Origin of the sequence: Nocardioides sp. (assembly GCF_035703625.1) — a bacterium.
Classification (GTDB): Bacteria; Actinomycetota; Actinomycetes; order Propionibacteriales; family Nocardioidaceae; genus Nocardioides.
The window spans coordinates 1-26,036 of record NZ_DASSXS010000312.1; the positions used below are offsets into that span (position 1 = coordinate 1).

14 protein-coding genes are annotated in these 26,036 nt (G+C 71.1%); 5 read left to right on the forward strand and 9 right to left on the reverse strand.

From position 1 onward, the window contains the following. Positions 1 to 1,595, forward strand: a 1,595-nt coding sequence (locus VFN12_RS16565; RefSeq protein ID WP_325119876.1) for a glycoside hydrolase family 15 protein, incomplete at its 5' end; no start/stop codon positions are given. Positions 1,596 to 1,627: 32 nt separating this feature from the next. On the opposite strand, the gene VFN12_RS16570 is transcribed toward VFN12_RS16565, so the two are convergent. The 5 genes from VFN12_RS16570 to VFN12_RS16590 form a co-directional block, all read right to left on the reverse strand. After that, positions 1,628 to 6,346: an ExeM/NucH family extracellular endonuclease gene (locus VFN12_RS16570; protein ID WP_325119877.1), complete on the reverse strand. Its 4,719-nt coding sequence runs from the start codon at positions 6,344 to 6,346 to the stop codon at positions 1,628 to 1,630. 147 nt (positions 6,347 to 6,493) lie between these two features. Beyond that, positions 6,494 to 7,117, reverse strand: coding sequence for a CDP-diacylglycerol--glycerol-3-phosphate 3-phosphatidyltransferase (gene pgsA, locus VFN12_RS16575; protein ID WP_325119878.1), 624 nt, complete (start codon positions 7,115 to 7,117; stop codon positions 6,494 to 6,496). Continuing rightward, positions 7,114 to 8,484, reverse strand: a complete 1,371-nt coding sequence (gene rimO, locus VFN12_RS16580; protein WP_325119889.1) for a 30S ribosomal protein S12 methylthiotransferase RimO — start codon at positions 8,482 to 8,484, stop codon at positions 7,114 to 7,116. The genes pgsA and rimO overlap by 4 nt, the downstream gene beginning before the upstream one ends. A gap of 120 nt (positions 8,485 to 8,604) precedes the next feature. Next, positions 8,605 to 10,371 carry a helix-turn-helix domain-containing protein gene (locus VFN12_RS16585; protein WP_325119879.1) on the reverse strand — a complete coding sequence of 589 codons (1,767 nt, stop codon included), beginning with the start codon at positions 10,369 to 10,371 and terminating at the stop codon, positions 8,605 to 8,607. Then, on the reverse strand, positions 10,371 to 12,932 hold the full coding sequence (locus VFN12_RS16590; RefSeq protein WP_325119880.1) for an FtsK/SpoIIIE family DNA translocase: 2,562 nt from the start codon (positions 12,930 to 12,932) through the stop codon (positions 10,371 to 10,373). Before VFN12_RS16590 ends, VFN12_RS16585 begins: the two co-directional genes overlap by 1 nt. 205 nt (positions 12,933 to 13,137) lie before the next feature. Here VFN12_RS16590 and VFN12_RS16595 point away from each other — a divergent pair, with 205 nt between their 5' ends. The 3 genes from VFN12_RS16595 to VFN12_RS16605 all read left to right on the forward strand — a co-directional run bounded on the left by VFN12_RS16595 (position 13,138) and on the right by VFN12_RS16605 (position 19,682). Beyond that, positions 13,138 to 16,005: a M4 family metallopeptidase gene (locus VFN12_RS16595; RefSeq protein WP_325119881.1), complete on the forward strand. Its 2,868-nt coding sequence runs from the start codon at positions 13,138 to 13,140 to the stop codon at positions 16,003 to 16,005. A 139-nt stretch (positions 16,006 to 16,144) separates the two neighbouring features. Continuing rightward, positions 16,145 to 19,006 carry a M4 family metallopeptidase gene (locus VFN12_RS16600; RefSeq protein WP_325119882.1) on the forward strand — a complete coding sequence of 954 codons (2,862 nt, stop codon included), beginning with the start codon at positions 16,145 to 16,147 and terminating at the stop codon, positions 19,004 to 19,006. Between the two features lie 28 nt (positions 19,007 to 19,034). Next, positions 19,035 to 19,682: a lysoplasmalogenase gene (locus tag VFN12_RS16605; RefSeq protein WP_325119883.1), complete on the forward strand. Its 648-nt coding sequence runs from the start codon at positions 19,035 to 19,037 to the stop codon at positions 19,680 to 19,682. A gap of 148 nt (positions 19,683 to 19,830) precedes the next feature. On the opposite strand, the gene VFN12_RS16610 is transcribed toward VFN12_RS16605, so the two are convergent. After that, positions 19,831 to 21,522 (reverse strand): ribonuclease J, encoded by a 1,692-nt coding sequence (locus VFN12_RS16610; RefSeq protein ID WP_325119884.1) that lies wholly within the window; start codon positions 21,520 to 21,522, stop codon positions 19,831 to 19,833. A gap of 7 nt (positions 21,523 to 21,529) precedes the next feature. Beyond that, positions 21,530 to 22,438, reverse strand: a complete 909-nt coding sequence (gene dapA, locus VFN12_RS16615; RefSeq protein ID WP_325119885.1) for a 4-hydroxy-tetrahydrodipicolinate synthase — start codon at positions 22,436 to 22,438, stop codon at positions 21,530 to 21,532. A 169-nt stretch (positions 22,439 to 22,607) separates the two neighbouring features. Between dapA and VFN12_RS16620 the strand changes: the two genes are divergently transcribed. Then, positions 22,608 to 24,848, forward strand: a complete 2,241-nt coding sequence (locus VFN12_RS16620; RefSeq protein WP_325119886.1) for a CHAP domain-containing protein — start codon at positions 22,608 to 22,610, stop codon at positions 24,846 to 24,848. 122 nt (positions 24,849 to 24,970) lie between these two features. On the opposite strand, the gene VFN12_RS16625 is transcribed toward VFN12_RS16620, so the two are convergent. After that, positions 24,971 to 25,429 (reverse strand): dihydrofolate reductase, encoded by a 459-nt coding sequence (locus VFN12_RS16625; protein ID WP_414690059.1) that lies wholly within the window; start codon positions 25,427 to 25,429, stop codon positions 24,971 to 24,973. Between the two features lie 10 nt (positions 25,430 to 25,439). After that, positions 25,440 to 26,036 (reverse strand): thymidylate synthase (locus VFN12_RS16630; protein ID WP_325119887.1); only part of this gene is annotated, 597 nt, incomplete at its 5' end.

Below are 26,036 nucleotides of genomic sequence, written 5' to 3' on the forward strand. Positions count from 1 at the left end.
AGCACACGGCGTCACGCCGCTATGTCGCTGACACGGCCGTGCTCGAGACGACGTACACGACGGACACCGGAGAGGTCCGGGTGACCGACCTGATGCCGACCGGTGACCGGCGCGCCGACGTCATACGCCGCGTCGAGGGCATGCGTGGCACGGTCACCCTGCGACACAGCCTGGTCGTGCGCTTCGACTACGGCCGGATCCGGCCGTGGGTGCACCGCGAGGAGGTCGACGGCCGTCCCGCGATCATCGCGACCGCCGGTCCGGACAAGCTCGTCCTCACCGGTCCGCGGCTGCCACCGGCGGTGGACGGCCACCACGAGGAGACCTTCGAGGTGGAGGAGGGCGACCGCCTCGACTTCACGCTGACCTGGATCCCGTCGTACCGCGACATCCCCGACGCCGTCGACATCGAGACGCAGCTCGAGTACACGCTGGAGGAGCAACAGGCCTGGGCCGACGACTGCGAGTACGACGGCCCCTGGCGCACCGAGGTGCTCCGCAGCCTGGTCACCCTCCGCGGCCTGACCCACATCGACACCGGCGGCATCGTCGCCGCGCCCACGACCTCCCTGCCCGAGCAGTTCGGGGGTGAGCGCAACTGGGACTACCGCTACTGCTGGCTCCGCGACGCGGCGCTCACCATCCAGGCCCTCATCGCCGCCGGACACCTCGACTCCGCGGTGCTGTGGCGCGACTGGCTGCTGCGGGCGGTGGCCGGCGACCCGGAGGACCTGCAGATCATGTACCAGGTCGACGGCGCCCGGCGCCTGCCCGAGCTCACCCTCGACCACCTGCCCGGGTACGCCGGCTCGCGGCCGGTCCGGATCGGCAACGGCGCGGTCGACCAGCGCCAGAGCGACGTGCTGGGCGAGGTGATGATCGCGCTCCACGCCGCCCGGGCGGCGGGCATGAGGCACGACGACAACGCGTGGGCCCTGCAGCGGGTGTTGATGGACAACCTCACCGCGACCTGGCAGGAACCCGATCACGGCCTCTGGGAGATCCGCGGGCCGCGCCGTCACTTCACCCACTCCCGGGCGATGGTGTGGGCGGCGTTCGACCGGGCCGTGCGCTCGGTCGAGGAGCAGGGTCTTTCCGGACCGGTCGAGGAGTGGCGGCGGGTGCGGGACGCCTGCCGGGAGGAGGTGCTGACGCAGGGCTTCGACCCGGACCGGAACTCGTTCACCCAGCACTACGACACCACCGAGGTCGACGCCTCCCTGCTCGTGCTGCCGTTGATCGGGTTCATCGAGGGCGACGACCCACGGATGCTGGGGACCATCGAGGCGATCGAGCGGGACCTGATGCGCGGAGGCCTGCTGCTGCGCTACCGGACCCAGTCCGGCGTGGACGGCCTCGAGGGCGACGAGCACCCGTTCCTGGCCTGCTCGTTCTGGCTGGTGTCGGCCTATGCCGCCGCGGGGCGGACAGCCGACGCCCACGCGCTGTTCGACCACCTCGTGGGGCTCGTCAACGAGGTCGGGCTCCTCTCCGAGGAGTACGACCCCGCCACGGGGCGGATGGTCGGCAACTTCCCGCAGGCCTTCAGCCACCTGACGCTGGTGGAGGCGGCCTACAGCCTGGCCGGCGGCTGACCCTCTCGGGCCAGCCGCCCGCCAGACTGTGACTAGCGCCTCGGCTTCCCCTTCACGACCTCGACGCGGACCTGGGTCTCCGACCCCTCCACCTGCTCGTTACCGAGGTACCGCACGGTCAGGGTCTTGGTGCCGGCCTGGGTGAACGGACCGACGGTCACCGTCGCTCGACCGTCGACGAGGGTGGTGCGACCGAGCTCGGTCGTGCCGTCGAGCACCACCACCTCGCCCGTCGGCTGCACTCCGACCGCCTGCACGACCGTCACGATGTCGGTGGTGTCCCTCCTGACCTTCACCGCGGCGGGATTGGCTGTCGCGGTGGTCGTCGAGGCGACCGGGTCCGGCGCCTCGACGCTGATCGGGACCTGGGTCGTCGTACCCGTCGTCGCACCAGTGAGGGTCAGCACCTGCTGGCCGGCCGGGGTGCCGGCCGGGAGGGTGAAGCTCACCGCGGCCTTCCCCTGGTCGTCGAACCCGGGCAGTGCGGCCGGCGGGGTGTTGTCGAGCGGGAACGAGCCGACATTCTGGCCGTTCAGCGAGACCACGACCTCGGCGTCCTTCGCATCGGCTGCGGTCGTGAAGGACCACGACGACACGTCGAAGGCGACCGTGTCGCCGGGCTGGTACGACGCCGGGACGTCCACCGGGAACCTGATCCCGATCGCACGCTGGGAGTAGTCGACCGGCAGCGGCTGGTCGCCTGCGCTCGTGTTCGCGAACTCCGCCAGGTAGTCGACCATCGCCTGCAGGTCCACCTTGCCGGTGTCTCGCTTCTGCGTCCCGCTGTTGAAGGCGCTGAAGTTGTCACCACCCGTGGACAGGAACGAGTTCACGGTCACCGAGTAGGCGCGGGCGGGGTCGATGGGCTCACCGTCGAGCCACATGTGGGTGACCTCGCCCCTGGTGCCCGCGGGTGCCCCAGCAGCCGGAGGCTCGAAGGTGTAGGTGAAGCCCTTCGAGGCGCCCAGCCGGAGGAACGGACGCGACGCCCCCGCCGGCTGCCACTGCTGCTCGAGCACGTTCTCGATGTCGGCACCCGTGAGCCGCATGTTGACCAGCGTGTTGGCGAACGACTGGACGTCGGCCGCCTGTCGGTAGGTCAGCGTCCTCGGGAACTCACCGCTGCCGCTGCCGACCATGTCCGCGCGAAGGCCACCCGGGTTCATGAAGGCGATCTCGGCACCCCCGGCCTCCGGGGTCGACGTGGCCCAGCGCTGGACCTCGGCCACCAGGTTGCCCAGGGTGGACTCGGCACCGCGGTTCTCGGTGGTGCCGTTGGCGAGCCTGCCCCGGTTGAACGGACCCGCGATCTGTCCGAGCTCCCGCGCGCCCAGCTCGTTCGCCTTGTCCACCGCGGACTTCACGATGGCAGCGGTTGCCGCGTCGGATGGGTAGTTGGCGGTCTGACCGGCCTTGAGCGACAGCAGCTGCTGCGTCTTGGCCTGCACCAGACCCGTGGCCCTGTCGACCGTGAACACCAGCCGGTTCAGGTTGGCGCCGTACTGGCCGGCGGAGACCACCGGACGGTCCGTGACCGGACGACCGGCCCAACCCTCGACCGGGAAGGAGCAGTTGTAGGCGAGGTGGGTGTGACCGGAGACGATCGCGTCGACGTTGTTGTTGACCCCGGTGATGATGCTGCCGAAGTCGGAGGCCGGGTCGTCGTCCATGGTCGCGCAGTTGGTGTTCGGCGCCCCCTCGTGCACCAGCATCACCACCACGTCGGCGCCCTCGGCCTTGAGGTCGTTGGCCGCCTGGTTGGTCGCGTCGACGACGTCGGTCACCTCGATCTGCGAGATGCCGCCCGGAGACACCAGCTCGTGCAGGTGCTCGGTGACGGTGCCGACGAAGCCGACCTGGACGCCGTCCATGTCCTTGATCCAGGTGCCCTCGAGCGCGTCGGAGCCGTCGCTCTTGAACTTCACGTTGGCTCCGAGGTACTTCCACTCGGCACCGCCGCGCGGGTTGGTCTCGGCGTCGTACTGAGCCATCACCCGGTTGACCAGGTCGTCGTACCCCTTGTCGAACTCGTGGTTGCCGACAGCCGACACCTCGAGGCCGGCCTCGTTGAGCGCGTCGATCGTCGGCTTGTCGTCCTGGATGAACGAGTCGAAGGTCGAGGCACCGATCAGGTCACCGGCGGCGGCGAACACGGTGTTCGGGTTGTCGGCCCGCAGCTGCTTGACCGCCCCGGCCATGACGGCCGCGCCGGCTTCAGTGCCGGTCGGGTTGTTGGTGAGCCGACCGTGGAAGTCGTTGGTGCCGAGGATCTGCACGTCGACCGGGGCCGGGACCGTGTTCAGGCCGACGATCTCCGGGTCGTGGTCCGAGGCTCCGAACGGGTTCGTCGCGTCGAAGAACTGCGTGACGTTGTAGTTGTAGCGCCCGTACTGGTAGGCGACCGGCTCCGGCGAGTTGATGTTCCACACGTCCGCGCCCGTCACCATCTCCAGGGCGGTGGCGTTGCCGAGGACGTGGTCGAGCGACCCGACGAGGCCGCTGAAGGAGTAGGTCTCCTCGCCCTCGGTGTCGGACTCGATCGCTTCATACCCCTCGTCGTAGAGGACCTGCATCGGGTCCTCCTCGGAGTAGGAGTTGAAGTCGCCCGCGAGGAACATCGCGTCCGTGCCACGGTCGGTGGCGAACTGGTCGGCGAAGGTCACCAGCGCGTTCGCCTGCCCGATCCGGTCGGGGTTGGCGTTGCCCTGGCCAGTGCCGTCGTCGACACCTGAGCCCTTCGACTTGAAGTGGTTGACGATCACCGAGAACGCACGGTCGTCCCCTGCGCCGGCGGGCTTGAACGCCTGCGCCAGCGGCTCACGAGCGTTGCCGAAGTGGGTCTCGTCGACCAGGATCCGCGAGCTGCCCACCGTGGCCACCGACGCCGGCTTGTAGATGAAGCCCGTTCGGATCACGTCCTCCTGGGCCACGGTCGGCCGGTCCTCCGCGGCGGGGGACGGAACGAAGGCCCAGGTGCCCGCGCCGGCGGCCGCGTTGAGCGCGTCCACGAGGTTGGCGATCGCGAAGTCGCGGTCCTTGCCGAACTTGGCGGAGTTCTCCAGCTCCTCGAGGCCGACGATGTCGGCACCGAGCTTGTTGATGGCGGTCACCGTCTTGGCCTGCTGGCGCTGGAAGCTCACCGTCGTGGCGGCACCGCGCGGGCCGTCGGGAGTGCAGGCGTTCACGCCGATCCGGACACCCCCGCGGTCGTTGAAGTAGCTGCAGGTCGTGCCCGGCAGGGCGTCGAACTCCTCGCCCGTGGTCGGGAAGTAGTTGAGCACGTTGAACGTGGCCAGCTTGAGGTCGCCGCCGACCGACTGCGGCTCGGCGTTGGCAGCGCGGGTGTTCTCGAAGGTGGCGACCTCGGTCCCCCGACCGGTCACCTGGACGAGCGGCTGGATCTTCCAGGCGTTGTTGCGCCAGTCCAGCACCACGGGCGAGTGCAGGTTTGCGTCGGCCCCGACCCGCACCGAGTCGGTGGGGGTGATCCACGGCGACGGCGTACCACTGGCGGAGCCGATGTAGTTGTTGCTCGAGCCGTCGTCCAGGGTGATGGCGCGGGCCGCGTTGTCCGCAGCGACTGCGGCGGCCTCCGGCGTGCCCGGTCGCGCGACCTCGGTCGGCGCGATCAGGGGCTCACCGCCGGTGGCGAGCCCGATCTCGGCGAAGTTGTTGGTGTTGAAGGTGTTGGTCACCGTGAACGCCGTGGCCGGGTCGAAGAGCTCGCTCTCGTGAGCCTCCCGGGTGGCCTCCGTCGTCGGCAGCACGTCCTGCGCGGTCGGGGCGGTGTGCGTCTGGTCGTTGATCGTGACCACGCCGCCGCTGCCCGGCGTCAGCTGGGTGGACCCGGCGAACTCGGAGACGGAGCCTGTCACCTGGACGAAGTCGCCCACGGTCGGGGTGCCGGCCATCGCCTGACTGCCGAAGACGAACACGCCGTCGGAACCCGCCGTGGCGTCGGTCGCGCCACCGGTGCCCTCGGTCTGCATGAAGAATCCGTTGAAGCCACCGGTCGGGTACGCCGCGGTGATGACGCCGCGCGTGGTCGCGGTGTCGTAGACGAACGGCGAGGTGTCGGTGCTGCCCTGGATCTCGGCAATGCTCTTGCTGCCGACGTTCGTCGCCGTGAAGCATCCACAGCCCGCCGGCGAGGGCGCGGCGAGCGAGAAGTCCGCCGCGTTGTCGTCGGTGTCGGTGCCCCCGGAGCGCTGCGCGCTGCTGGTCGCCGTGGCCGTCGGTCCGGAGCCGGTGCCCTCGTAGCTGGTCGCGCCGTCGAGACCGACCATGTCGACCACGTGATCGCGCCCGGCCATCTGGCCCGTGGCCGTGACCGCCTGCGCGTTGTCGGTCAGGAACACCTGCCCGCCGCCGGCGGCCATCGAGACGGCCGGGCTGGCGATCAGGTCAGCGGGCACGGCAGGCGCCGAACCGGAGGTGCTGCTCATGCGCACGAGGAAACGTCCGCCGGCGGGCAACGAGCCCTTGAGCGCGACCGGCGAGCCGCCGGCGCTGCCGGTGCTGGAGCGATAGCTGACGTACGAGCCGAGGAGGTCGACCGAGGAGCCGGTCGGGTTCAGGATCTCGACGAAGTCAGCGTTGTAGACGGCGCCTGCGTTGCCGCCGGCACCGTAGACCTCACTGATGACGAGGCCGCTGTTGTCGGGCGCGGCCTCCGCGGGGGCGAAGGTGAGAGCGGAGACGGCAAGGCCGAGCCCGAGGGCGACGGCCACGCTCCTGCGTGACGAGGGCATGTGGGAACTCCGAGCGAACTAGAACCTGGATGGCCGCTGAGCCCGAGGCCCGAGAGCAGCGGCGGGGAAGAGAGCGGGATCACCCTAACCCCGGCCTAGCCCATCGCAGCGACCACACTTGATGAAGTCAGGGCTAACGATTTGTGATCAGTTGCCACGCATGGAGTGGCGCTGGCGCCACACGTCCCGGAAGAACTCGTACCCCGACCACAGGGTCATCGCCACGGCTCCGGCCAGGCAGACCTGGGCGAGGTAGAACAGCGCCGCCCCGGCGACTCCGAACTGGTCGAACGCTCCCCCGTGGGCGTCGCCGTGCGGCAACGGGAGGAGCAGCAGGGACAGGGCGACGGCCTGCAGCACCGTCTTGAGCTTGCCGCTCCCCGATGCCGCGATGACGACGTGCTGGAGCACGGAGAGCCTCAGCACGGTCACGCTCCACTCGCGCACCAGGACGACGATCGTGACCCACCACCAGATGTCACCGACGATCGAGAGGCCGATGAAGGCCATGCCGGTGATCGCCTTGTCGGCGATCGGGTCGGCGATCTTGCCGAAGTTGGTGACCAGGCCGCGGGCCCGGGCGATGTCGCCGTCGACCTTGTCGGTGATCATCGCCAGCACGAACAGCCCGAACGCGACCAACCGCCAGGTGACCGAGTCGCCACCGTCCTGCAGCAGCGCCCAGCCGAAGAAGGGGACCATCACGATCCGCAACGTGGTCAGCAGGTTCGGCAGGTTCAGGTTGCTGACCGGTGCACCGGTCTCCGTCATGCCGGATCACCCCCGGTCGGCCGGGCCACCAGGTCGACACCGTCGCTCGCGACCACGACCGCCTCGACGATGTCGCCGACGGCCACGCCCGACGAGGCGCCCTCGAGGCTCGTGGTGCCGTCGACCTCGGGACCCTGCAGGGCCGCGCGCCCGACGGGAACGGCTCCCGAGAGGTCCTCGACCAGGACCTGCACGGTCTCGCCGACCCGCTCCTGGGCACGCTGGGAGGTGAGCTCCTCGACGAGGCCCGTGACGTGCTCGACCCGGGCGCGGATCTCGTCGTCGTCCAGCTTCCCGTCGTACGACGCCGCCTCGGTGCCCTCCTCGTCGGAGTAGCCGAAGACGCCGGTGACGTCCATCCGGGCGGCCACGAGGAACTCGCACAGGGTGTCGAGATCGGCGTCGGTCTCGCCGGGGAAGCCGACGATCACGTTCGAGCGGACACCGGCCTGCGGAGCATGCTCCCGGATCCGGGCCAGGAGGCCGAGGAAGCTCTCGGGGTCACCGAAGCGCCTCATCCGGCGCAGCACGCCCGCGCTGGCGTGCTGGAAGGACAGGTCGTAGTAGGCCGCCACCCCCGGGGTCGTGGCGATCGTCTCCACCAGCCCCGGACGGATCTCGGCCGGCTGGAGGTAGGACACCCGCACCCGGTCGATCCCCTCGATTGCGGAGAGCTCCGGCAGCATGGTCTCCAGCAGCCGGAGATCGCCGAGGTCCTTGCCGTAGGACGTGGAGTTCTCGCTGACCAGGAAGACCTCCCGCACGCCCTCGCCCGCCAGCCACCGGGCCTCGGCCAGCAGGTCGTGGGGGCGGCGGCTCACGAACGAACCGCGGAATCGCGGGATCGCGCAGAAGGTGCACCGCCGGTCGCAGCCGCTCGCCAGCTTCAGCGGCGCCATCGGGCCGGACTCGAGACGGCGGCGGGGCACGGTGCCGGCCGGGGCGGCCCGGTCGGCGGGCGCCAGCGGCAGCAGGGTTCGCCGGTCGCGGGGCACGTGCGCCTGGTGCTGCTCCCCCGCCACGATCGAGCGCAGCCTGGCGCTGATGTCGGGGTAGTCGTCGAAGCCGAGGACCGCGTCGGCCTCGGGGAGGGACTGCGCGAGCTCGTCGCCGTACCGCTCGGCCAGGCAGCCGACCGCCACCACCGCCTGGGTCCGGCCGGACTCCTTGAGGTCGGCGGCGGCCAGCAGCGTGTCGACCGAGTCCTTCTTGGCCGCGTCGACGAACCCGCAGGTGTTGACCACGACGGTGTCGGCATCGGCGGCGTCGGGCACCAGGGTGAACCCCCCGGCCGCCAGGCGCCCGGCCAGCTCCTCGGAGTCGACCTCGTTCCTGGCACAGCCCAGCGTCACCATCGCCACGGAGATCGCCTGCTCACGGGCAGGCTGATCGAGGGCGGACTGTTCGAGGGCGGGGGTCGAGGAGGTCATGATCCCTCCCGAGTATGCCGCCTCCGACGCCCAGGGGCCGAAACGCGGGAGGGCCGACTACTCGATCGTGAACGTGTTCTGGGCCCGTTCGCCCGTGGCACCGAGGGCACCTCGCGGCTCACCGGCGATGCCGATCTCGAGCGACCCGTCCGACGACTGCACCCGCACCGGCGGGGCAGCCTGGATCTTCCTGGTCTCGCCGAAGGTCAGGTTGCCGCTGAAGACCACCTTGCCCATCCCGTCCCGGACGAGCACCCGGGCCCCGCCGCCCGCGGCAGTGAGGACCACCGGCACCGGGTCGGAGGCCTGCGCGGCGGTGTTGCCCACACCGGCCGACCCGTTGAGCACAGGCGCGGCCCCGCTCAGGTCCACGGGGCTGTCCATGACCAGCCGGGCGACCGACCAGATCAGGACGAGGCCCATCACGGCGGCGACCATCACCGACCAGTTCGGGCCACCACGCGTCCCGCGGATCGAGCCGTGCGACCCCGTCGCGAGCTCCGCCTCGAACACCCGGCGCGGGTTGATCGGCGCGTCCGCGTACCGGTCGTCGTACGCCGTCAGCAGGGGCGCCACGTCGATGCCCAGCACGCGGGCGAGGGTGCGCAGGTGACCGCGGGCGTAGAAGTCTCCGCCGCAGGGCGCGAAGTCGTCGACCTCGATCGACTCGATGACGTGGGGGCGGATCCGGGTCCGCTCGGCGAGCCGGTCGACCGTGAGGCCGAGACGCGTGCGCGCCGCGACCAGCTTGGGCCCGACGACCGGGTCCTCGGCCGGCTCGACCACGTAGTCGTCGACCAGCAGGGGCTCCACCGCATGGCCGGGTCGGGCGATCGGGCTGACCCGCTCTCCCCACACCTGGGTGTCCTCGACCAGGTTCACGCTCCCGGGCCGGCGCAGCTCGCGACCGCCCTCGAGGTCCTGCTCGGGCTCGGTCACTCCCTCGCGGCGAACCTCGGCCCTCTGGGCGGCCACCGGCTCGCGCAGGGGGCTCGGCGTCGCGCTGGCGACCACGGCCTCGTCAGCCTCGTCGGTCTCGTCCTCGCTCGCCGCCCGTCCGCGCAGGGTGAGCAGCCCCGCCACCTGGCTGATCGCGCGGGCGAGCGCCGGGCGTGGGTCGCGCCAGTGACGACGGGTTTCCTCGCCGGTCTCCTGCTCGACCTCGGGGGCAGCCTCGACCGCGAGCTCCGCCTCGGCCTCGGCCTCGGGCTCGGTGTCGGGCTCGGGCTGGATCACGACGATGCGTGCCTCCGCGCCGGCCAGCGTGGTGAGGGCCGCGGTGAGGTCGTCGCCGGCACCGGTCACCCGGGTCGAGAGGGCCAGCGGCACCGCGAAGGGGGCCCCGTAGAGCTTCTGGGACAACCGGGACTGGCGGCGACCGCGGGCGTCGAGCTCCTCGATCAGCCGGGCGGGGTGGCGCACGACCAGGACCAGCCGACCGTCACGGAGGGCACCGCGCCGGGGGCGGTGCTCCACCCGGGACAGCGCGCCCCACGGGAGGCCGCGCCAGGTGTTCCCGAGACGGATCCGGACACCCTGCGTGTCTGCGACGAGCAGTGGGGTGCGGGCGTCGACGAACGCCGCCAGGTTCGCGATGCCGAGCAGTCCCATGACCGAGGCGAGCACCCAGTCGAGGGGGGCTCCGGTGTCGGTCGCCCGGGCCAGGTAGGCGATGGCCACGCCTGACGCGACGGCCCCGACGAACGCAGCCAGGCCGGCATTGCGGCGTACCTCCACGGCGTCGGGAGCCAGGCCCAGCGGCTCGGTCGTCGGCTTGTCCTCGACCTCGATGTCGACGTCGTCGCGGAACTCTGCAGCACTCATCACGGGCCCTCCCCCTGGATGGTTGCGATCACGCCGTCGATCTCGTCCGGCTTGACCAGTACGTCGCGTGCCTTCGATCCCTCGCTCGGCCCGACGACGCCGCGGCTCTCGAGGATGTCCATCAGCCGGCCGGCCTTGGCGAAGCCGACCCTCAGCTTGCGCTGGAGCATGGAGGTGGAACCGAACTGCGTCGACACCACCAGCTCGATCGCCTGGACGACCAGCTCCATGTCGTCGCCGATGTCGTCGTCGAGCTCGCGCTTGCTCTGCTGGGGTGCCGTGACGTCCTCGCGGTACGTCGGCGCCAGCTGCTCCTTGCAGTGCCGCACCACCTGGGCGATCTCCGCCTCGGTGACCCAGGCCCCCTGGACGCGCACCGTCTTGGAGGCGCCCATGGGCAGGAACAGGCCGTCACCCTGGCCGACCAGCTTCTCGGCTCCGGGCTGGTCGAGGATCACCCGGCTGTCGGCGAGCGACGAGGTCGCGAAGGCCAGGCGGGACGGCACGTTGGCCTTGATCAGCCCGGTGACCACGTCGACCGACGGGCGCTGGGTGGCGAGCACGAGGTGGATCCCGGCCGCCCGGGCCAGCTGGGTGATCCGCACGACGGCGTCCTCGACGTCGCGCGGCGCGACCATCATCAGGTCGGCGAGCTCGTCGACGACGACCAGCAGGTAGGGGTACGGCGCCAGCTGGCGCTCGCTGCCGGCGGGCACCTCGACCTTGCCGGCCCGGACCGCCTTGTTGAAGTCGTCGATGTGGCGGAAGCCGAAGTTGGCGAGGTCGTCGTAGCGAAGATCCATCTCCCGGACCACCCACGCCAGGGCCTCGGCGGCCTTCTTGGGGTTGGTGATGATCGGGGTGATCAGGTGCGGGATGCCCTCGTAGGCGTTCAGCTCGACCCGCTTCGGGTCGACCATGATCATGCGGACCTCGTCGGGCGTGGAGCGCATGAGGATCGAGGTGATCATCGAGTTGATGAAGCTCGACTTGCCGGAGCCGGTGGCGCCGGCCACGAGCAGGTGCGGCATCTTCGCGAGGTTGGCGACGACGAAGCCGCCCTCGACGTCCTTGCCGAGACCGCACACCATCGGGTGGTGGTCGGCACGCGCCGTGCCCGACCGCAGCACGTCCCCCAGCGACACGATCTCCTTGTCGGTGTTGGGGATCTCGATGCCGATGGCCGACTTGCCGGGGATCGGGCTGAGGATCCGCACGTCCGCCGAGGCGACCGCGTAGGCGATGTTCTTGGAGAGCGCGGTGACCTTCTCGACCTTGACCGCCGGACCGACCTCCACCTCGTAACGGGTGACCGTCGGCCCGCGGGTGTAGCCGGTGACCTGCGCGTCGATGCCGAACTCCTCCAGCACCTGGGTGAGCCGGTCGACCACCGCGTCGCTGGCGCGGGAGCGGGCCTTGTGGGGCGACCCCGGCTTCAGCACGTCGTTGGCCGGCAGTGAGTAGGCGATGTCGCCGGACAGCGCGAGCTGCTCGACCCGCTGCGGGATCGGGGTGTGGGGCGGTGGCTCGAGGTCGCCCGTGGTGTCGGGCACGACCGGGGTGAGCTCGGTCTCGGCCTCGGCCTCCGGGGTGGGCGTCGCCTTGCGGCCACGCCGCTTCTTCACCTCGCGGTCCTCGAGGACCGGCGAGTCGTAGGCCGGGTCACCCTCCGGGTCGAGGTCGTCCCCGGCGCGGCGGCCGCGCACCGGCTGGGTCGGCTCGTCCTCGGCTGCTGTGGGGCGGCCGAGCAGCCGGTCCCGCGCCTCGGCCAGCCGGGCCGGCACCTGGTAGACGGGGGTCGCGGTGATGACGAGCACCCCGAACAGCGCCATCAGCGCGAGGAGCGGTACGACGACGTACACGGTGCGGAGCAGGTCGAGCAGCAGGCTCGAGACGACGTACCCGAGCGCGCCACCCGCGGTCCGCAGGCTCGTGGTGTCACCGAGGGTGGGCTGCGGGTTGCCGGCGGCGATGTGCACGATGCCGAGCACTCCGAAGGCGAGGGACGCCCAGCCGACGACCTGGCGCCCCGCGGGGCCGTTGTGCTCGGGATCGCGCATGTTGCGCCAGCCGATCAGGACCAGCATCAGCGGCACCAGCCAGCCGACCTTGCCCACCGAGCCGGAGACGATGGTCCGGGCGACGTCCATGATCGCGCCCGGCAGCTCCCACCAGACGGCGGCCGCGCTGATGACCGCGAGGGCGACCAGGAGCAGGCCCACGCCGTCGCGGCGGTGCTCGGGGTCGAGGTCGCGGGCGGTGCGGCCGATGCTCCGGGCGGTGGCGCCGAGTCCGTGCGCAATTCCCATCCAGACTGCGACCAGCACGTGTCCGAACGCTCCGAAGGCGCGCGAGACCGGTCCGGGGCCGTTGCGGACCGCCCGCGGTGCCGGACGACGGCTGCGCGTGGAGGTCTTGCTCGGGCTCTTGCGGGTGGTGCCGGAACCCTTGCGGGTACTCCGGGATCGGGTGCTCGAGCCGCCTCGACCACGTTTCGTGGACCTGGACGAGGACGTGCTCTTGCTCCGCGACCCCGGCGGGGAAGACGTACGGGTCGCCATGGTGATCAACTTAGGCCACGGTCACACCAGTCACAGGGATCACAGACATGCGTGTCGCCGACGGTGGTGAAGGGACGGGGGCGAATGGTTGAACGGGACACTTCCGACAGCGGGCGGCCGCGGCTATCTTTGACGGAGGGGAACGGGCCGGGTGGTCCGGCGCGAGGGCCACCGGTGATCGGCGCGTTTCCGGAAGGCCCAGCAGGTGAAGATTCTCAGTCAGGCAAGTTGTCTCGTCCTCGTCGGCGCCGGTCTCGCAGGCGTCAGCCTGACGCAGGCCGCCGCCGCTCCCACCGCCAGTGCCGCCCCCGGTCAGAGCCTGGTCCAGCAGATGCGGACCGCGGCCGATGCCCCCGTCAGCTTCTCCCCCGAGCTCTCGACCGGCCGGGTCGGCTTCGTCCGGGTGGCGCGGACCGGCGACCTCAACCCCGCGGACGCGGCCCGGACCGCGCTGGGTGCCGCCGACAAGGCGGGCGACTACCTCGCCGAGTTCGCACCGGCCTTCGGAGCCACGCCCGAGCAGCTCCGCCAGACCGGTGTGCGCTCCACCCGCTACGGCACCACGGTGACCTTCGAACAGGTCTACCGCGGCGTGCCCGTCTTCGGCTCCATGCTGCGTGCCCAGCTCGACGAGCAGGGTGACCTGACCTCCGTCAACGGGTACGCCGCCCCGGACATCGACATCTCCGTGACCCCACGCCTCTCCGCCGGACAGGCGGCCACGCGAGCACTGCGCGCGGTGCGGGCCGACCCGCCCTCCCACGACGGTGTCCGGGCCGGCACGGCCGGCATCCGGGCAGCCTCGACCGACCTCGTGGTCTACCGCACCGGCGCCACCCGTGGCGTGGCCGGCGACACCGTCCTGGCCTACGTCGTCGAGGTCACCAACCGCAGCAACATCCGCGACATGGTGTTCGTCGAAGCCGACGCCGGCAAGCTCCTCAACCGCTACTCGGTGATGGACACCGCCCTGGACCGCCACGTCTTCGAGCAGCGGGTCGCCCGCAACACCGAGGTCTGGGCCGAGGGCGACCCCTTCCCGGGGGCCCTCAACGTGGACCAGCAGAACATCGTGCTCGGCTCCGGCGAGTCCTACTGGTTCTTCGACAACGCCTTCGGCCGCGACTCCTACGACGGTGCGGGCGCCAGCATGAACACGGTCAACAACGACCCGACCATCGCCTGCCCCAACGCCAACTGGAACGGGATCACCACCAACTACTGCAACGGCGTCACCGCCGACGACGTCGTCGCCCACGAGTGGGGCCATGCCTACACCGAGTTCACCCACGGGCTGATCTACCAGTTCCAGCCGGGGGCCCTCAACGAGTCGTACTCCGACATCTGGGGCGAGACCGTCGACCTCATCAACGGCCGGATGGACAACGACGAGGGCGACATCGACACCAAGCGCCCCGACGGGCAGTGCTCCGCGTTCACCCGCGGCGCGATCTCGATGGTGATCAACTCCCCCGCGTCCGCGGCCGGACCCTGCACTGCCGCGCCGGCGGCCTTCGGCCCGGTCTTCCCCCAGGCGGGTGTCACCACCAACGTGGTGGTGGGCCAGGACGCGGCGAACCCCACGGGCCCGGCCACGACCGACGGCTGCACGGCGCTCTCGAACGCCGGCGCGGTCGCCGGCAGCTTCGTCTACCTCGACCGAGGCACGTGCACCTTCCAGGTCAAGGCGGACAACGCCTCGGCCGCCGGGGCCGCAGGCATCGTGGTCGGCGACAACGTCGCCGGGCGCGCGCCGATCTCGATGTCCGGCACCTCCGACATCTTCGGCCTGATGGTCACCCTGGAGGACGGCGCGCGCATGAAGGCAGCGGGAACCGTCAACGCCACGATCAGGGACAACCGGACCGCCCCGGCGGCCAACTCCTTCCGGTGGCTGATGGGAGAGGACGCCACCGCGTTCGGCGGCGCGATCCGCGACATGTGGTCGCCCACCTGTTACAACGACCCCGGGAAGGTCTCCGACGCTCAGTACTTCTGCGACACCGACGACGGCGGCGGCGTGCACAGCAACTCGGGCGTGCCCAACCACGCCTACGCCCTCACCGTCGACGGCGGGACTTTCAACGGCCAGACCATCTCCGGCATCGGCCTGACCAAGGCGGCGGCGGTCTACTTCCGGGCCATGACCGTCTACCAGACCCCGACCACCGACTTCGCCGATCACGCCGACGCTCTCAGGAGCGCGTGCGCGGACCTGGTGGGACAACCGCTCAACAACCTCAGCACCGAGCCGGACGACAGCACGGTGTCCACCGAGGTGATCTCGGCCGCCGACTGCACGACGTTCGACGCCGTGGCCGCGGCCGTCGAGCTGCGCCGGCCGCCCACGCAGTGCAACTTCCAGCCGATGTTCGACAGGAACCCGCCGCGCCTGTGCGGGGCGAACACGACGAGCCGGACCGTCTTCGCCGAGAACTTCTCGGACGGACTGGCGGACTGGGGAACCGCGAGCGAGGTCGTCTTCCCCAGGGCCGAGGGATCTCCGTGGGTGGCCGACTCCACCCTGCCGAAGGGCCGCGCCGGAACAGCGGCGTACGGGCCGGCGCCCGACCAGGGCCAGTGCGACGGCAGCCCGGCGGACTTCTCCTCGCGCGACTCGATCATCAGTCCGGTGATCAACATCCCGAGCGGGGCCGCGGTGGCACGGAAGCTGTCGTTCGACCACTACGTGGCCACCGAGCTCGGGTTCGACGGCGGCAACGTCAAGTACCGCGACGGCAGGACCTGGAAGGTCATCCCCGCCTCGGCGTACACGTTCAACGGCCCGGACCAGCTCGAGACGGCCGCCGCCGGGAACACGAACCCGATGGCCGGCGAACGGGGCTTCACCGGCACCGACGGCGGCGAGGTCACCGGCAGCTGGGGCACGTCCCAGATCAACCTGTCGGCCATCGGGGTCACCGGAGGGCAGAGCCTCCGGCTGCGCTTCGACATCGGTCGCGACGGCTGCGGCGGCATCGACGGCTGGTACGTCGACGACGTCACCGTCACGGTCTGCGTGCGCCGGGGGGCGCGGCTGACCGCGGGCGCGCCGGCGGGTCGGAACCGGTGACCCGAGCACCGATCCGCCCGATTGGTTGAATCTCGTACTTCACCAGGGGTTCAACCGGGTCTACCGTGGACGGAAGGGACGGACGGGGGTCTGCCATGCGGCCACCGCTTGATCGGAATGTCTCCGGAAGGATTGGCCGGTGAAGATCCTCAGCCAGGCAAGTTGTCTCGTCCTCGTCGGCGCCGGTCTCGCCGGCGTCACCCTGACCCAGGCATCGGCTTCCCCCCACGCCTCGGCCGCCCCCGGCGGTGGCCTGGTGCAGCGGATGAGGACCCAGGCCGACGGCGCGGTGGCCCTCTCGGCCGAGCCCGCCACCGGCAGGATCGGCTTCGTCCGGGTCTCCCGGGCCGGAGACCTCAGCCCGACTGCCCCCGCCCGGGCCGCGCCGGGCGCCGTCGACAAGGCGACCGCCTATCTCGCCGAGTTCGCACCGGCCTTCGGAGCCGCTCCGGGCCAGCTCCGCAAGACGCGCGTCCAGTCCACCAGCGACGGCACCACGGTGTCCTTCGAGCAGGTCTACCGCGGCGTGCCCGTCTTCGGCTCCATGCTGCGCGCCCAGCTCGACAAGCAGGGTGACCTGACCTCCGTCAACGGCTACGCGGCTCCCGGCCTGGACCTCTCGGTGACCCCACGCCTCTCGTCCGCTCAGGCGTCGGCGCGCGCGTTGGGCGCGGTGCGCGCGGACCCGCCGACCCACCACGGCGGCCGGGGCAGCACGGCCGGCATCCGCGCGGCGTCGACCGACCTCGTGGTCTACCGCACCGGTGCGACCCGGGGGGTGGCGGGCGACAACGTCCTGACGTACGTCGTCGAGGTCACCAACCGCAGCAACATCCGCGACATGGTGTTCGTCGACGCGGGGACCGGCAAGCTCCTCAACCGCTACTCGATGATGGAGAACGCTCTCCACCGACGCGTGTTCGAGCGGCGGTTCAGGCCGGCCGCAGAGGTCTGGTCCGAGGGTGATCCGTTCCCGGGCAACCTCAACGCCAACCAGCAGAGCATCGTGCGCGGCTCCGGCGAGGCCTACTGGCTCTTCCGCAACGCCTTCGGCCGCGACTCCTACGACGGCCGGGGCCACCGGATGAACACGGTCAACAACGACCCCACCCTCCTGTGTCCCAACGCGAGCTGGAACGGCACCACCACCAACTACTGCAACGGCGTCACCTCCGACGACACGGTCGCCCACGAGTGGGGGCACGCCTACACCGAGCACACGTCGGACCTGATCTACCAGTTCCAGTCCGGCGCCCTCAACGAGTCCTACTCCGACATCTGGGGCGAGACCGTCGACATGGTCAACGGCCGGCAGGACCAGGGTGACGACACCACGGTCCGCCCCGTCGGCCTCTGCTCGACGCAGACCCGGGGTGACGTCCGCCTGGACATCAACTCCCCGCCCGAGATCGCCGGGCCGTGCAACGCGGCACCGGCGGCGTTCGGCCCCGTGATCGACCAGAACGGGGTGAGCGACGACGTCGTCGTCGGCCGCGATGCCCGCGGCCCCGGCGACCCCGCCACCAACGGCTGCAGCCCGTTCACCAACGCGGGCGCCATCGCCGGTGGCTTCGTCTACGTCGACCGTGGCCTCTGCACCTTCCAGACCAAGGTGAACAACGCATCGGCGGCCGGCGCCCGGGGCATCGTGGTCGGCAACAACGTCGCCGGAGAGGCCCCGTTCCAGATGTTCGCCAGGTCCGCCCTCTACGGCGTCATGATCGGTCTGCGCAACGGCGAGAAGATCAAGTCGGCTCCGGCCGGATCGGTCAACGTCACCATCAGGGACGTCGGGACCGACCAGAGGGTCAACTCCTTCCGGTGGCTCTCCGGCGAGGGCGACCCGGCGTTCGGCGGCGCCATCCGCGACATGTGGAGCCCCGAGTGCTACGGCGACCCGGCCAAGGTCTCGGACGCGGAGTACCACTGCTCGACCGATGACGCCGGCGGGGTGCACACCAACTCCGGTGTCCCGAACCACGCGTTCAGCCTCCTGGTCGACGGCGGGACCTACAACGGCGTCACCGTCCGGGGCATCGGGCTGGATCGGGCAGCACACATCTTCTGGCGCGCCCAGAACGCCTATCTGACCCCGACCTCGGACTTCGCCGACTTCGCCGACTCGCTCGATGCCGCCTGCCGGGACAAGATCGGGGACCGGATCACGGCGATGTCCACGGCACCCCGGAACCCGGGAGCCGTGGTCGCCCCGGTCAGGCGCGTCGACTGCACCTCGGTGACGCAGGCCGCCGCGGCTGTGGAGCTGCGGCGCGCGCCGACCCAGTGCAACTTCCAGCCGATGTTCCGCCGGAACCCGCCGGCACTGTGCGGCCCGGGTACCAGGGCGCGGACGGTCTTCTCCGAACGCTTCGAGAAGGGTCTCGCCGGGTGGAGCAGGTCGAGCGCCGTCGTGTTCCGTGGCGCGGACGGTGCGCGCTGGCGGACCGACTCGACGCTCCCGAAGGGCCGACTAGGCACCGCGGCCCATGGACCCGCACCCGACCGGGGCGAGTGCAACGGCAGCGCGTCGGACTTCTCCACGCGCGACTCGATCATCAGTCCGGTGATCAGCATCCCGAGGCGTCGGGCCGTCGCCCGCAAGCTGGCCTTCAACCACTACGTGGCCACCGAGCTCGGCTTCGACGGCGGCAACGTCAAGTACCGCACCGGCAGGAGGTGGAGGGTCATCCCCGCCTCTGCCTACACCTTCAACAAGCCTGACCGCCTGGCGGGCGCGGCCGTGGGCAACACGAACCCGATGGCCGGCCAGGCCGCCTTCACCGGCACCGACGGCGGAGAGGTCACCGGCTCCTGGGGCGAGTCGCAGATCAACCTCTCGGCGCTTCGGCTGGGACCCGGATCCCGGTTCCGCCTCCGGTTCGACATGGGCAGGGACGGCTGCGGCGGCATCGACGGGTGGTACGTCGACAACATCAGGGTGACGGTCTGCGTCAGGTCTGCTGGTCGGGCGGCCGGCGGCGCGGCGGGGCGGCGGGACTGACCCGAACGGCTGCTGCGATGATCACGCGGTGCGTGCCGAGGTGATCTGGGTCCTGCCCGCCTGCTGCGCGCTCCTCGACTGGTACGCCGTGGCGCGCGACGACCGCCGTACCGAGGTCTGGGCCAAGCCGCTGGTCCTGGTCTCGCTCGTCGTCACCGCCCTCGTCCTCGGCGCGACGGACACCCTGGCGGGCGTCTGGCTCCTGGTGGCGCTGGTGTTCGGGCTGGCCGGCGACGTCGCGCTGCTGTCCGACTCACTCCCCCGCTTCCGGGCCGGCGTGTTCGCCTTCCTGGTCGGCCACCTCGCCTACGTCGCCTGCTTCGCCTCGCTCGGGCTGACGATGATCCCGACGTGGTCGTGGGCGGGCCTGGTGGTGCTCGCGGTGGCCCTGATCGTCACCCGCGGCGTCGTGCCCGCCACCCACCGGCTCGGCGGTCGCTCCCTCTCCCTGCCGGTCGCGGCCTACTCGCTGGTGATCGGCGCGATGCTGCTGTGCGCCTGGTTCACCGGAGAGCCGCTGGTCGCGGTGGGCGCCACCGTCTTCGTCGCCAGCGACGCCATCTTGTCGGTCGACCGGTTCGTACGGCCGATCCCGCACGCACACCTGCTGCTGATGGTGACCTACCACGTCGGCCAGGCGCTGATCGTCGCCGGCGTGCTCGCTGCCGGAGGTTGAGGCCTCGAAACCCCGCCCCATTGCAGGGCCCTCGCTGCCGGAGGTTGAGGTGCGAGGGCCGTCAGGCCCGAGCCTCGAAACCCCCGCACCCGTGCAGGGCCCTGGCTTGCTCGACCACCGACGATCCGATCCGCTGACGCGTCTCGGATCACGCCTCCAGGACGACCGGGATGATCATCGGCCGGCGGCGGTGGGTGCTGTTGACCCAGCGGCCGACGACGCGTCGTACCGTCTGCTGGAGCTGGTAGGAGTCGTCCACACCCTCGCGCACCGCGGCATCGAGCGCGTCGATGATCGGCTGCTTGATCTCGTCGAAGGTCGAGTCGTCCTCGGCGAAGCCGCGGGCGTGGATCTCGGGCCCCCCGGAGACCTTCCCGCTGACCGAGTCGATCACCACGATCACCGAGATGAAGCCCTCCTCCCCCAGGATCCGGCGATCCTTCAACGACGCCTCGGTGACGTCGCCGATCGAGGAACCGTCGACGAAGACGTAGCCGCAGTCGACCTTCCCCGCCACCCGTGCCTTGCCGTCGATGAGGTCGACGACCACTCCGTCCTCGGCGATGACCACGTTGTCGTGGGGGACGCCCGTGGCACGGGCCAGCTCGCCGTTGGCACGCATGTGCCGGATCTCGCCGTGGATGGGCAGGACGTTGCGCGGCCGGACGATGTTGTAGCAGTAGAGCAGCTCTCCGGCGCTGGCGTGCCCGCTGACGTGGACCAGCGCGTTGCCCTTGTGCACGACGTTCGCACCCCACCGCGCCAGCCCGTTGATGACGCGGTAGACGGCGTTCTCGTTGCCGGGGATCAGGCTCGAGGCGAGGATCACGGTGTCCCCCTCCTCGATGTGCACGAAGTTGTGGTTGCGCTGGGCGATCCGGCTCAGGGCGCTGAGCGGCTCGCCCTGGGAACCCGTGGAGATCAGCACCTGCCGCTCGGGGGCCAGGTCGGCGAGCTCCTTGGCGTCGACCAGGACGCCCGGCGGCACCTGGAGGTAGCCCAGGTCGCGGGCGATGGCCATGTTGCGCACCATCGACCGACCGACGTAGGCGACCTTGCGCCCGTGGGTGACGGCGGCGTCGAGCACCTGCTGGACGCGGTGCACGTGGGAGGCGAAGCAGGCGACGATGACCCGCTTCTCGCTGCGGTAGAACACCTGGTCGAGGACCGGGCCGATGTTCTTCTCGGCCGTGGTGAAGCCCGGGACCTCGGCGTTGGTCGAGTCGGTCATGAACAGGTCCACGCCCTCCTCGCCGAGCCGGGCGAACGCCCTCAGGTCGGTGATCCTGGCGTCGAGGGGCAGCTGGTCCAGCTTGAAGTCGCCGGTGTGCAGCACGAGACCGGCGCCGGTGCGGATGGCCACGGCGAGGGCGTCGGGGATGGAGTGGTTGACCGCGACGAACTCGAGGTCGAAGGGACCGAAGCTGATCCGGTCGCCCTCACTGACCTTGTGGTGGACGGTCTCCTTGAGACGGTGCTCCCGGAGCTTGCTGCCGAGGAGGGCCAGGGTCAGCTCCGACCCGACCAGCGGCACGTCGCCGCGCTCGCGCAGCAGGAAGGGTACGGCGCCGATGTGGTCCTCGTGCCCGTGGGTGAGGACCAGCGCCTCCACGTCGTCGAGCCGGTCCCGGAACGGCTCGAAGTCGGGGAGGATCAGGTCGACGCCGGGGTGGTGGTCCTCGGGGAAGAGCACCCCGCAGTCGACGATCAGGAGTCGCCCGTCGTACTCGAAGACGGTCATGTTCCGCCCGATCTCGCCGAGTCCGCCCAGGGGCGTGATCCGCAACCCTCCCTCCGGCAGCGGCTGCGGAGTCGAGAGTTCGGGATGGGGGTGGGACATCTGTCTCCTAGAGCAGACCGGCGGCGGAGAGTCCCGCGCGCAGGTCGGCCACTTCGTTGTCGTCGAGCGGGATCAGCGGCCCACGGACGTTGCGGTTGTCGAGGACGCCGAGCAGCTCGAGGGCTGCCTTGGCGGTGGTGGCGCCGTAGTTGGGGACGCCCATGACCGCCTCGAAGGCCGGCAGCAGGCTGGTGTGGAGCCGCAGCGCCTCCGCGTGGTCACCGGACAGGAAGGCGTCGATCATCGCCCGGAGGCGCTCCCCGGCCACGTGGCCGACCACGCTGACCAGGCCGCAGCCGCCGTAGGCCAGGTAGCCCAGCGTGGCGGCGTCATCGCCGGAGTAGACGGCGTAGCCGAGGTCGACGAGTCGCGCCGAGCCCGGCAGGTCGCCGGTGGCGTTCTTGACCGCGACGACGTGGGGCAGGTCGCGCAGCGCTGCGTAGGTGTCGAGCGCGATGGCGGTGACGGTGCGCGGCGGCACGTCGTAGAGCATCACCGGCAGGTCACTGACGCCGGCGACGCTCCGGAAGTGCTCGAGCACACCGGCCTGGCTGGGCTTGTTGTAGTAGGGGGTCACCAGCAGCAGCCCATCGACACCAATCTTCGCGGCCTGCTGGGCGAGCTCGACGGAGTGGGCGGTGGAGTTGGTGCCGACGCCGGCGACCACGGTGGCGCGGTCGCCGACCGCGTCCTTGACCGCGGTCAGGATCTGGCCGTCCTCCTCCACCGTGGTGGTGGGCGACTCACCGGTGGTGCCCGACACGACGACGCCGTCGTTGCCGTGGTCGACGAGGTGGGTGGCAATCCTGGCGGTCCCCTCGAGGTCCACGGTCCCGTCGTCGTGGAAGGCGGTCGCCATCGCTGTGAGCACGCGACCGAACGGCGCAGGTGCACGCTCCGGGGGTGCGCTGATCATGGGGTCAGGCTATCGGCTCCCCTGTGTGCGGCCATGTCCGACCGGCCCGACGCCGTATAGACCGCCTGCGCCATTTTGTCGCATTCCTCAGCGCGCCCTCTTGACATCGTGAAAAATCGACTCGAGTCCGCGTGTGAGGCGGGCTCATTTCGTTCTCGGGAGGTGGGAGATGGGGCACGGGAAGCATCGCGCCTCGACGCGTCCGCGCGCCGCTCGGCGTACCGGCGTGATCGCGCTGAGCCTCGTCCTCGGCCTCGCGCTCGGGTTCTCCTCCGCCGTTGCCGACCCCGGTGGGGGCAAGCCCGACGGCCCGGCGTCCGACACGCAGGCCGGGCAGCCCGGGGACACCGCCGAGGAGCAGCAGCCCGAGGTGGGGCCCGACCAGGAGCCCGAGGAGCCGCTCGGCTCGCCGGGCACCATCGAGGCCAACGCGACCTACGGCTACGCCTGGCCCCTCGCGCCTGACTGCGACGAGTCGCCGGCCACCAACGCCGGCTGCGTGGACGACGGGCGCGGCTTCTTCCAGGGCCAGTGCACGTCCTGGGTCGCCCACCGGCTGAGCCAGCTCAACGGGATCAGCTTCACCAACTGGTACGCGGGCCGGCACTGGGGCGACGCCGACCAGTGGGCCGAGGTCGCGAAGGGCATCAAGGTCAAGCCCGTCGAGACGCCGACCGCCGGTGACGTCGCGTGGTACGCCCGCGGCCACGTGGCGTACGTCGAGTCGGTCAACCCGGACGGCAGCATCATGATCTCGGAGATGAACTACGACGGCCACAACGGCTTCCGGATGATCACCATCTACCCGGGGTCGGGCTGGCCGGACAAGTTCCTCCACCTGGCCGACATCGTGCCCGGTGCGGCCACCGTGGTCCCCGTCGACACCACTGCTCCGACCGCGCCCACCGGACTGCGGGTGGTGAGCCACCGCGGACGGATCGGGGTCGACTGGCAGGCCTCCTCCGACGCCTCGGGCGTCGCCGGGTACCGCGTCTCGAGGTCCGGCGTCCCCCTGGCGACCGCGCCGGCCGGGACGACGACGTACTGGGACCACCAGGTCTCGCCGGGCCAGGACTACTCCTACACCGTGGTCGCCTACGACGGCGCGGGCAACGAGTCGGACCCGGCCACCGTCGACGCCGGACAGGTCGCGGAGTCCGCCGATCGGGCGTGGGTGCCCACGGATGCCGGACCGGCGCTGTGCGGGCGCACCGGAACACCCGAGGCCCAGCGACTGGGCTGCACGGTCCTGACCCGGAGGGGCTGGCGCTACGCGGGACTGGGGCGCGACACCCGATGGGGCCGGGAGGGTACGCGCTCGTTCGTCGCCTCCCCTGACGGCGGCGTCTCCTACTGCCGGACGGTCGGAGACGGGACGGGGCCGGACGGGGTCGCCTGCACGACTCTCGAAGCCGACACCCTGACCTGGGGCCGTGACCAGGTCGCACGCCACGTCGACCGGACCCTCGAGGATGACCGCACGTGGGTGTCCACCGGCGAAGGGCCCGCACTGTGCGGGCGCGCCGGCTCCCCCGCCCGGCCCCGGATCGGCTGCACCGTCCTCACCGACGCCGGATGGACCTTCGTCGGGATCGGCCGCGACACGGCCTGGGGCTTCCCCGGGTCGCGCGCGTTCCTCGGCGCCGACGACGGCACCGTGGACTTCTGCCGCCGGGTGGCCGGCCCTGGCCGCCAGGAGCTGGCCTCGTGCACGCCGTTCGATCCGTCCGCTCGCGTGTGGGGCTACGACCGGATCTCCCCGACACCCGAGCCGACCGTGGACCTCAGTCGCACCTGGGTGGCGACCGGAGCGGGTCCGGCCCTGTGCGGACGCACCGGCACCGAGCGGGACCAGCGCCTCGGCTGCAGCGTGCTGACCGATGCGGGCTGGACGTTCGCCGGGTCGGGCCGCAGCCTCGCCTGGGGCGCCCCCACCAGCCGCGCCTTCGTCCGCACGGGCGACAACGGCGTCTCCTACTGCCGGACCGTCGCGGGAGCCGCGGGCGACCGGGCTGTCTGCACCCGCCTCGACGCCGCGCGGGGCACCTGGGCCGGTGACCGGGTGGCCGCAGTCGTCGAGCGCAGCCTCGCCGACAGCAGGACCTGGCAGCAGACGCCCTCCGGGCCCGCGCTGTGTGGTCGCGCCGGCGACGAGGGCGACCAGCGCCTCACCTGCACGGTGCTGACCCGGCGCGGCTGGGCGTCGACCGGTCCTGCGCGCAACACGGCGTGGGGTGACAACGGCACCTTCGTCCCCTCCCCCGGAGGCGGACTGTCGTACTGCCGCACCTTCACTCCCCCGGCCGGGACCAGGCGGGTGGCCTGCACGGAGCTCGACCCGGCCTCCCGGACCTGGGGGAAGGACCGGATCTCCGGCCCGGCTCGTCCGACCATCTCCGACCCGTTCTGACCGGAAACTGGCCGGACACTCGATCCGGCGGTGAGCAGGCACCGAAATAGGTGCAACTCCAGTGACCCACTCACCGGCCGCCGGCCCATGCGTGCCCGAGGTCCCAGCAGGGACTGACCCTGTTACGCCCGCTCGAGCCACACCCAGGCGAACCCGTCGCGGGACTCGCGCCGCTTCTCGACCCACTGCTCCCGGTCGAAGGCCGGGTAGAACGTGTCGCCCTCGGGCGCCTGGTCGACCTCGGTGAGGATCTGCTCCTCGGCCAGCTCCAGGGCTGCGGCGTACACGTGCGAGCCGCCGGCGACGTAGACGTCTCCCGGCAGGTCCTCGGCGAGGGCGAGGGCGGAGTCGAGGTCGTGGGCGACGAGGATCCCGTCGGCGCGCCAGCCTGGGTCGCGGGTCAGCACGATGGTGGTGCGCCCGGGCAGCGGGCGCCCGATGGAGTCGTACGTCGCCCTCCCCATCACCAGCGTGTGGCCCAGGGTGGTGGCCTTGAAGTGGGCGAAGTCCTCCGGGAGGTGCCACGGGATCCCACCGCGGTGGCCGATGACGCCGTTGCGCGCCACCGCAGCGATCAGCACCAGTCGCTGGTCAGACCGCAATGGGCGCCTTGATCCCCGTGTGGGGGTCGTAGCCCTCCACCGAGATGTGCTCGAGGTCGAAGCCGTCGATCTCGCTCACGGACGCGTCCAGCCGCAGGGTCGGCAGGGGCCGCGGCTCGCGCGTCAGCTGGAGCCGGGCCTGGTCGAGGTGGTTGTTGTAGAGGTGCGCGTCCCCCAGCGTGTGCACGAAGTCGCCGACCTCGAGCCCGGTCACCTGGGCGACCATGTGGGTGAGCAGCGCGTAGGAGGCGATGTTGAACGGGACGCCCAGGAAGACGTCGGCGCTGCGCTGGTAGAGCTGGCAGCTCAGCCGCCCCTCGGCGACGTAGAACTGGAACATCGTGTGACAGGGCGCCAGAGCCATGTCGGGGATGTCCGCCACGTTCCAGGCGCTGACGATGTGGCGCCGGCTGTCGGGATCGCGCCGGAGCTGGTCGAGCACCAACCGGATCTGGTCGACGTGGCGCCCGTCGGGGGCCGGCCAGGACCGCCACTGGTAGCCATAGACCGGGCCGAGGTCCCCGTTGTCGTCGGCCCACTCGTCCCAGATCGAGACCCCGCGGTCCTGCAGCCACTTCACGTTGGT

What these genes read in the sequence shown, in the direction of transcription:
- VFN12_RS16570 (WP_325119877.1), bottom strand. Translation starts at nt 6,346, where the DNA reads ATGCCCTCGTCACGCAGGAGCGTGGCCGTCGCCCTCGGGCTCGGCCTT.
- pgsA (WP_325119878.1), bottom strand. Translation starts at nt 7,117, where the DNA reads ATGACGGAGACCGGTGCACCGGTCAGCAACCTGAACCTGCCGAACCTG.
- VFN12_RS16585 (WP_325119879.1), bottom strand. Translation starts at nt 10,371, where the DNA reads ATGAGTGCTGCAGAGTTCCGCGACGACGTCGACATCGAGGTCGAGGAC.
- VFN12_RS16590 (WP_325119880.1), bottom strand. Translation starts at nt 12,932, where the DNA reads ATGGCGACCCGTACGTCTTCCCCGCCGGGGTCGCGGAGCAAGAGCACG.
- VFN12_RS16610 (WP_325119884.1), bottom strand. Translation starts at nt 21,522, where the DNA reads ATGTCCCACCCCCATCCCGAACTCTCGACTCCGCAGCCGCTGCCGGAG.
- dapA (WP_325119885.1), bottom strand. Translation starts at nt 22,438, where the DNA reads ATGATCAGCGCACCCCCGGAGCGTGCACCTGCGCCGTTCGGTCGCGTG.
- VFN12_RS16620 (WP_325119886.1), top strand. Translation starts at nt 22,608, where the DNA reads ATGGGGCACGGGAAGCATCGCGCCTCGACGCGTCCGCGCGCCGCTCGG.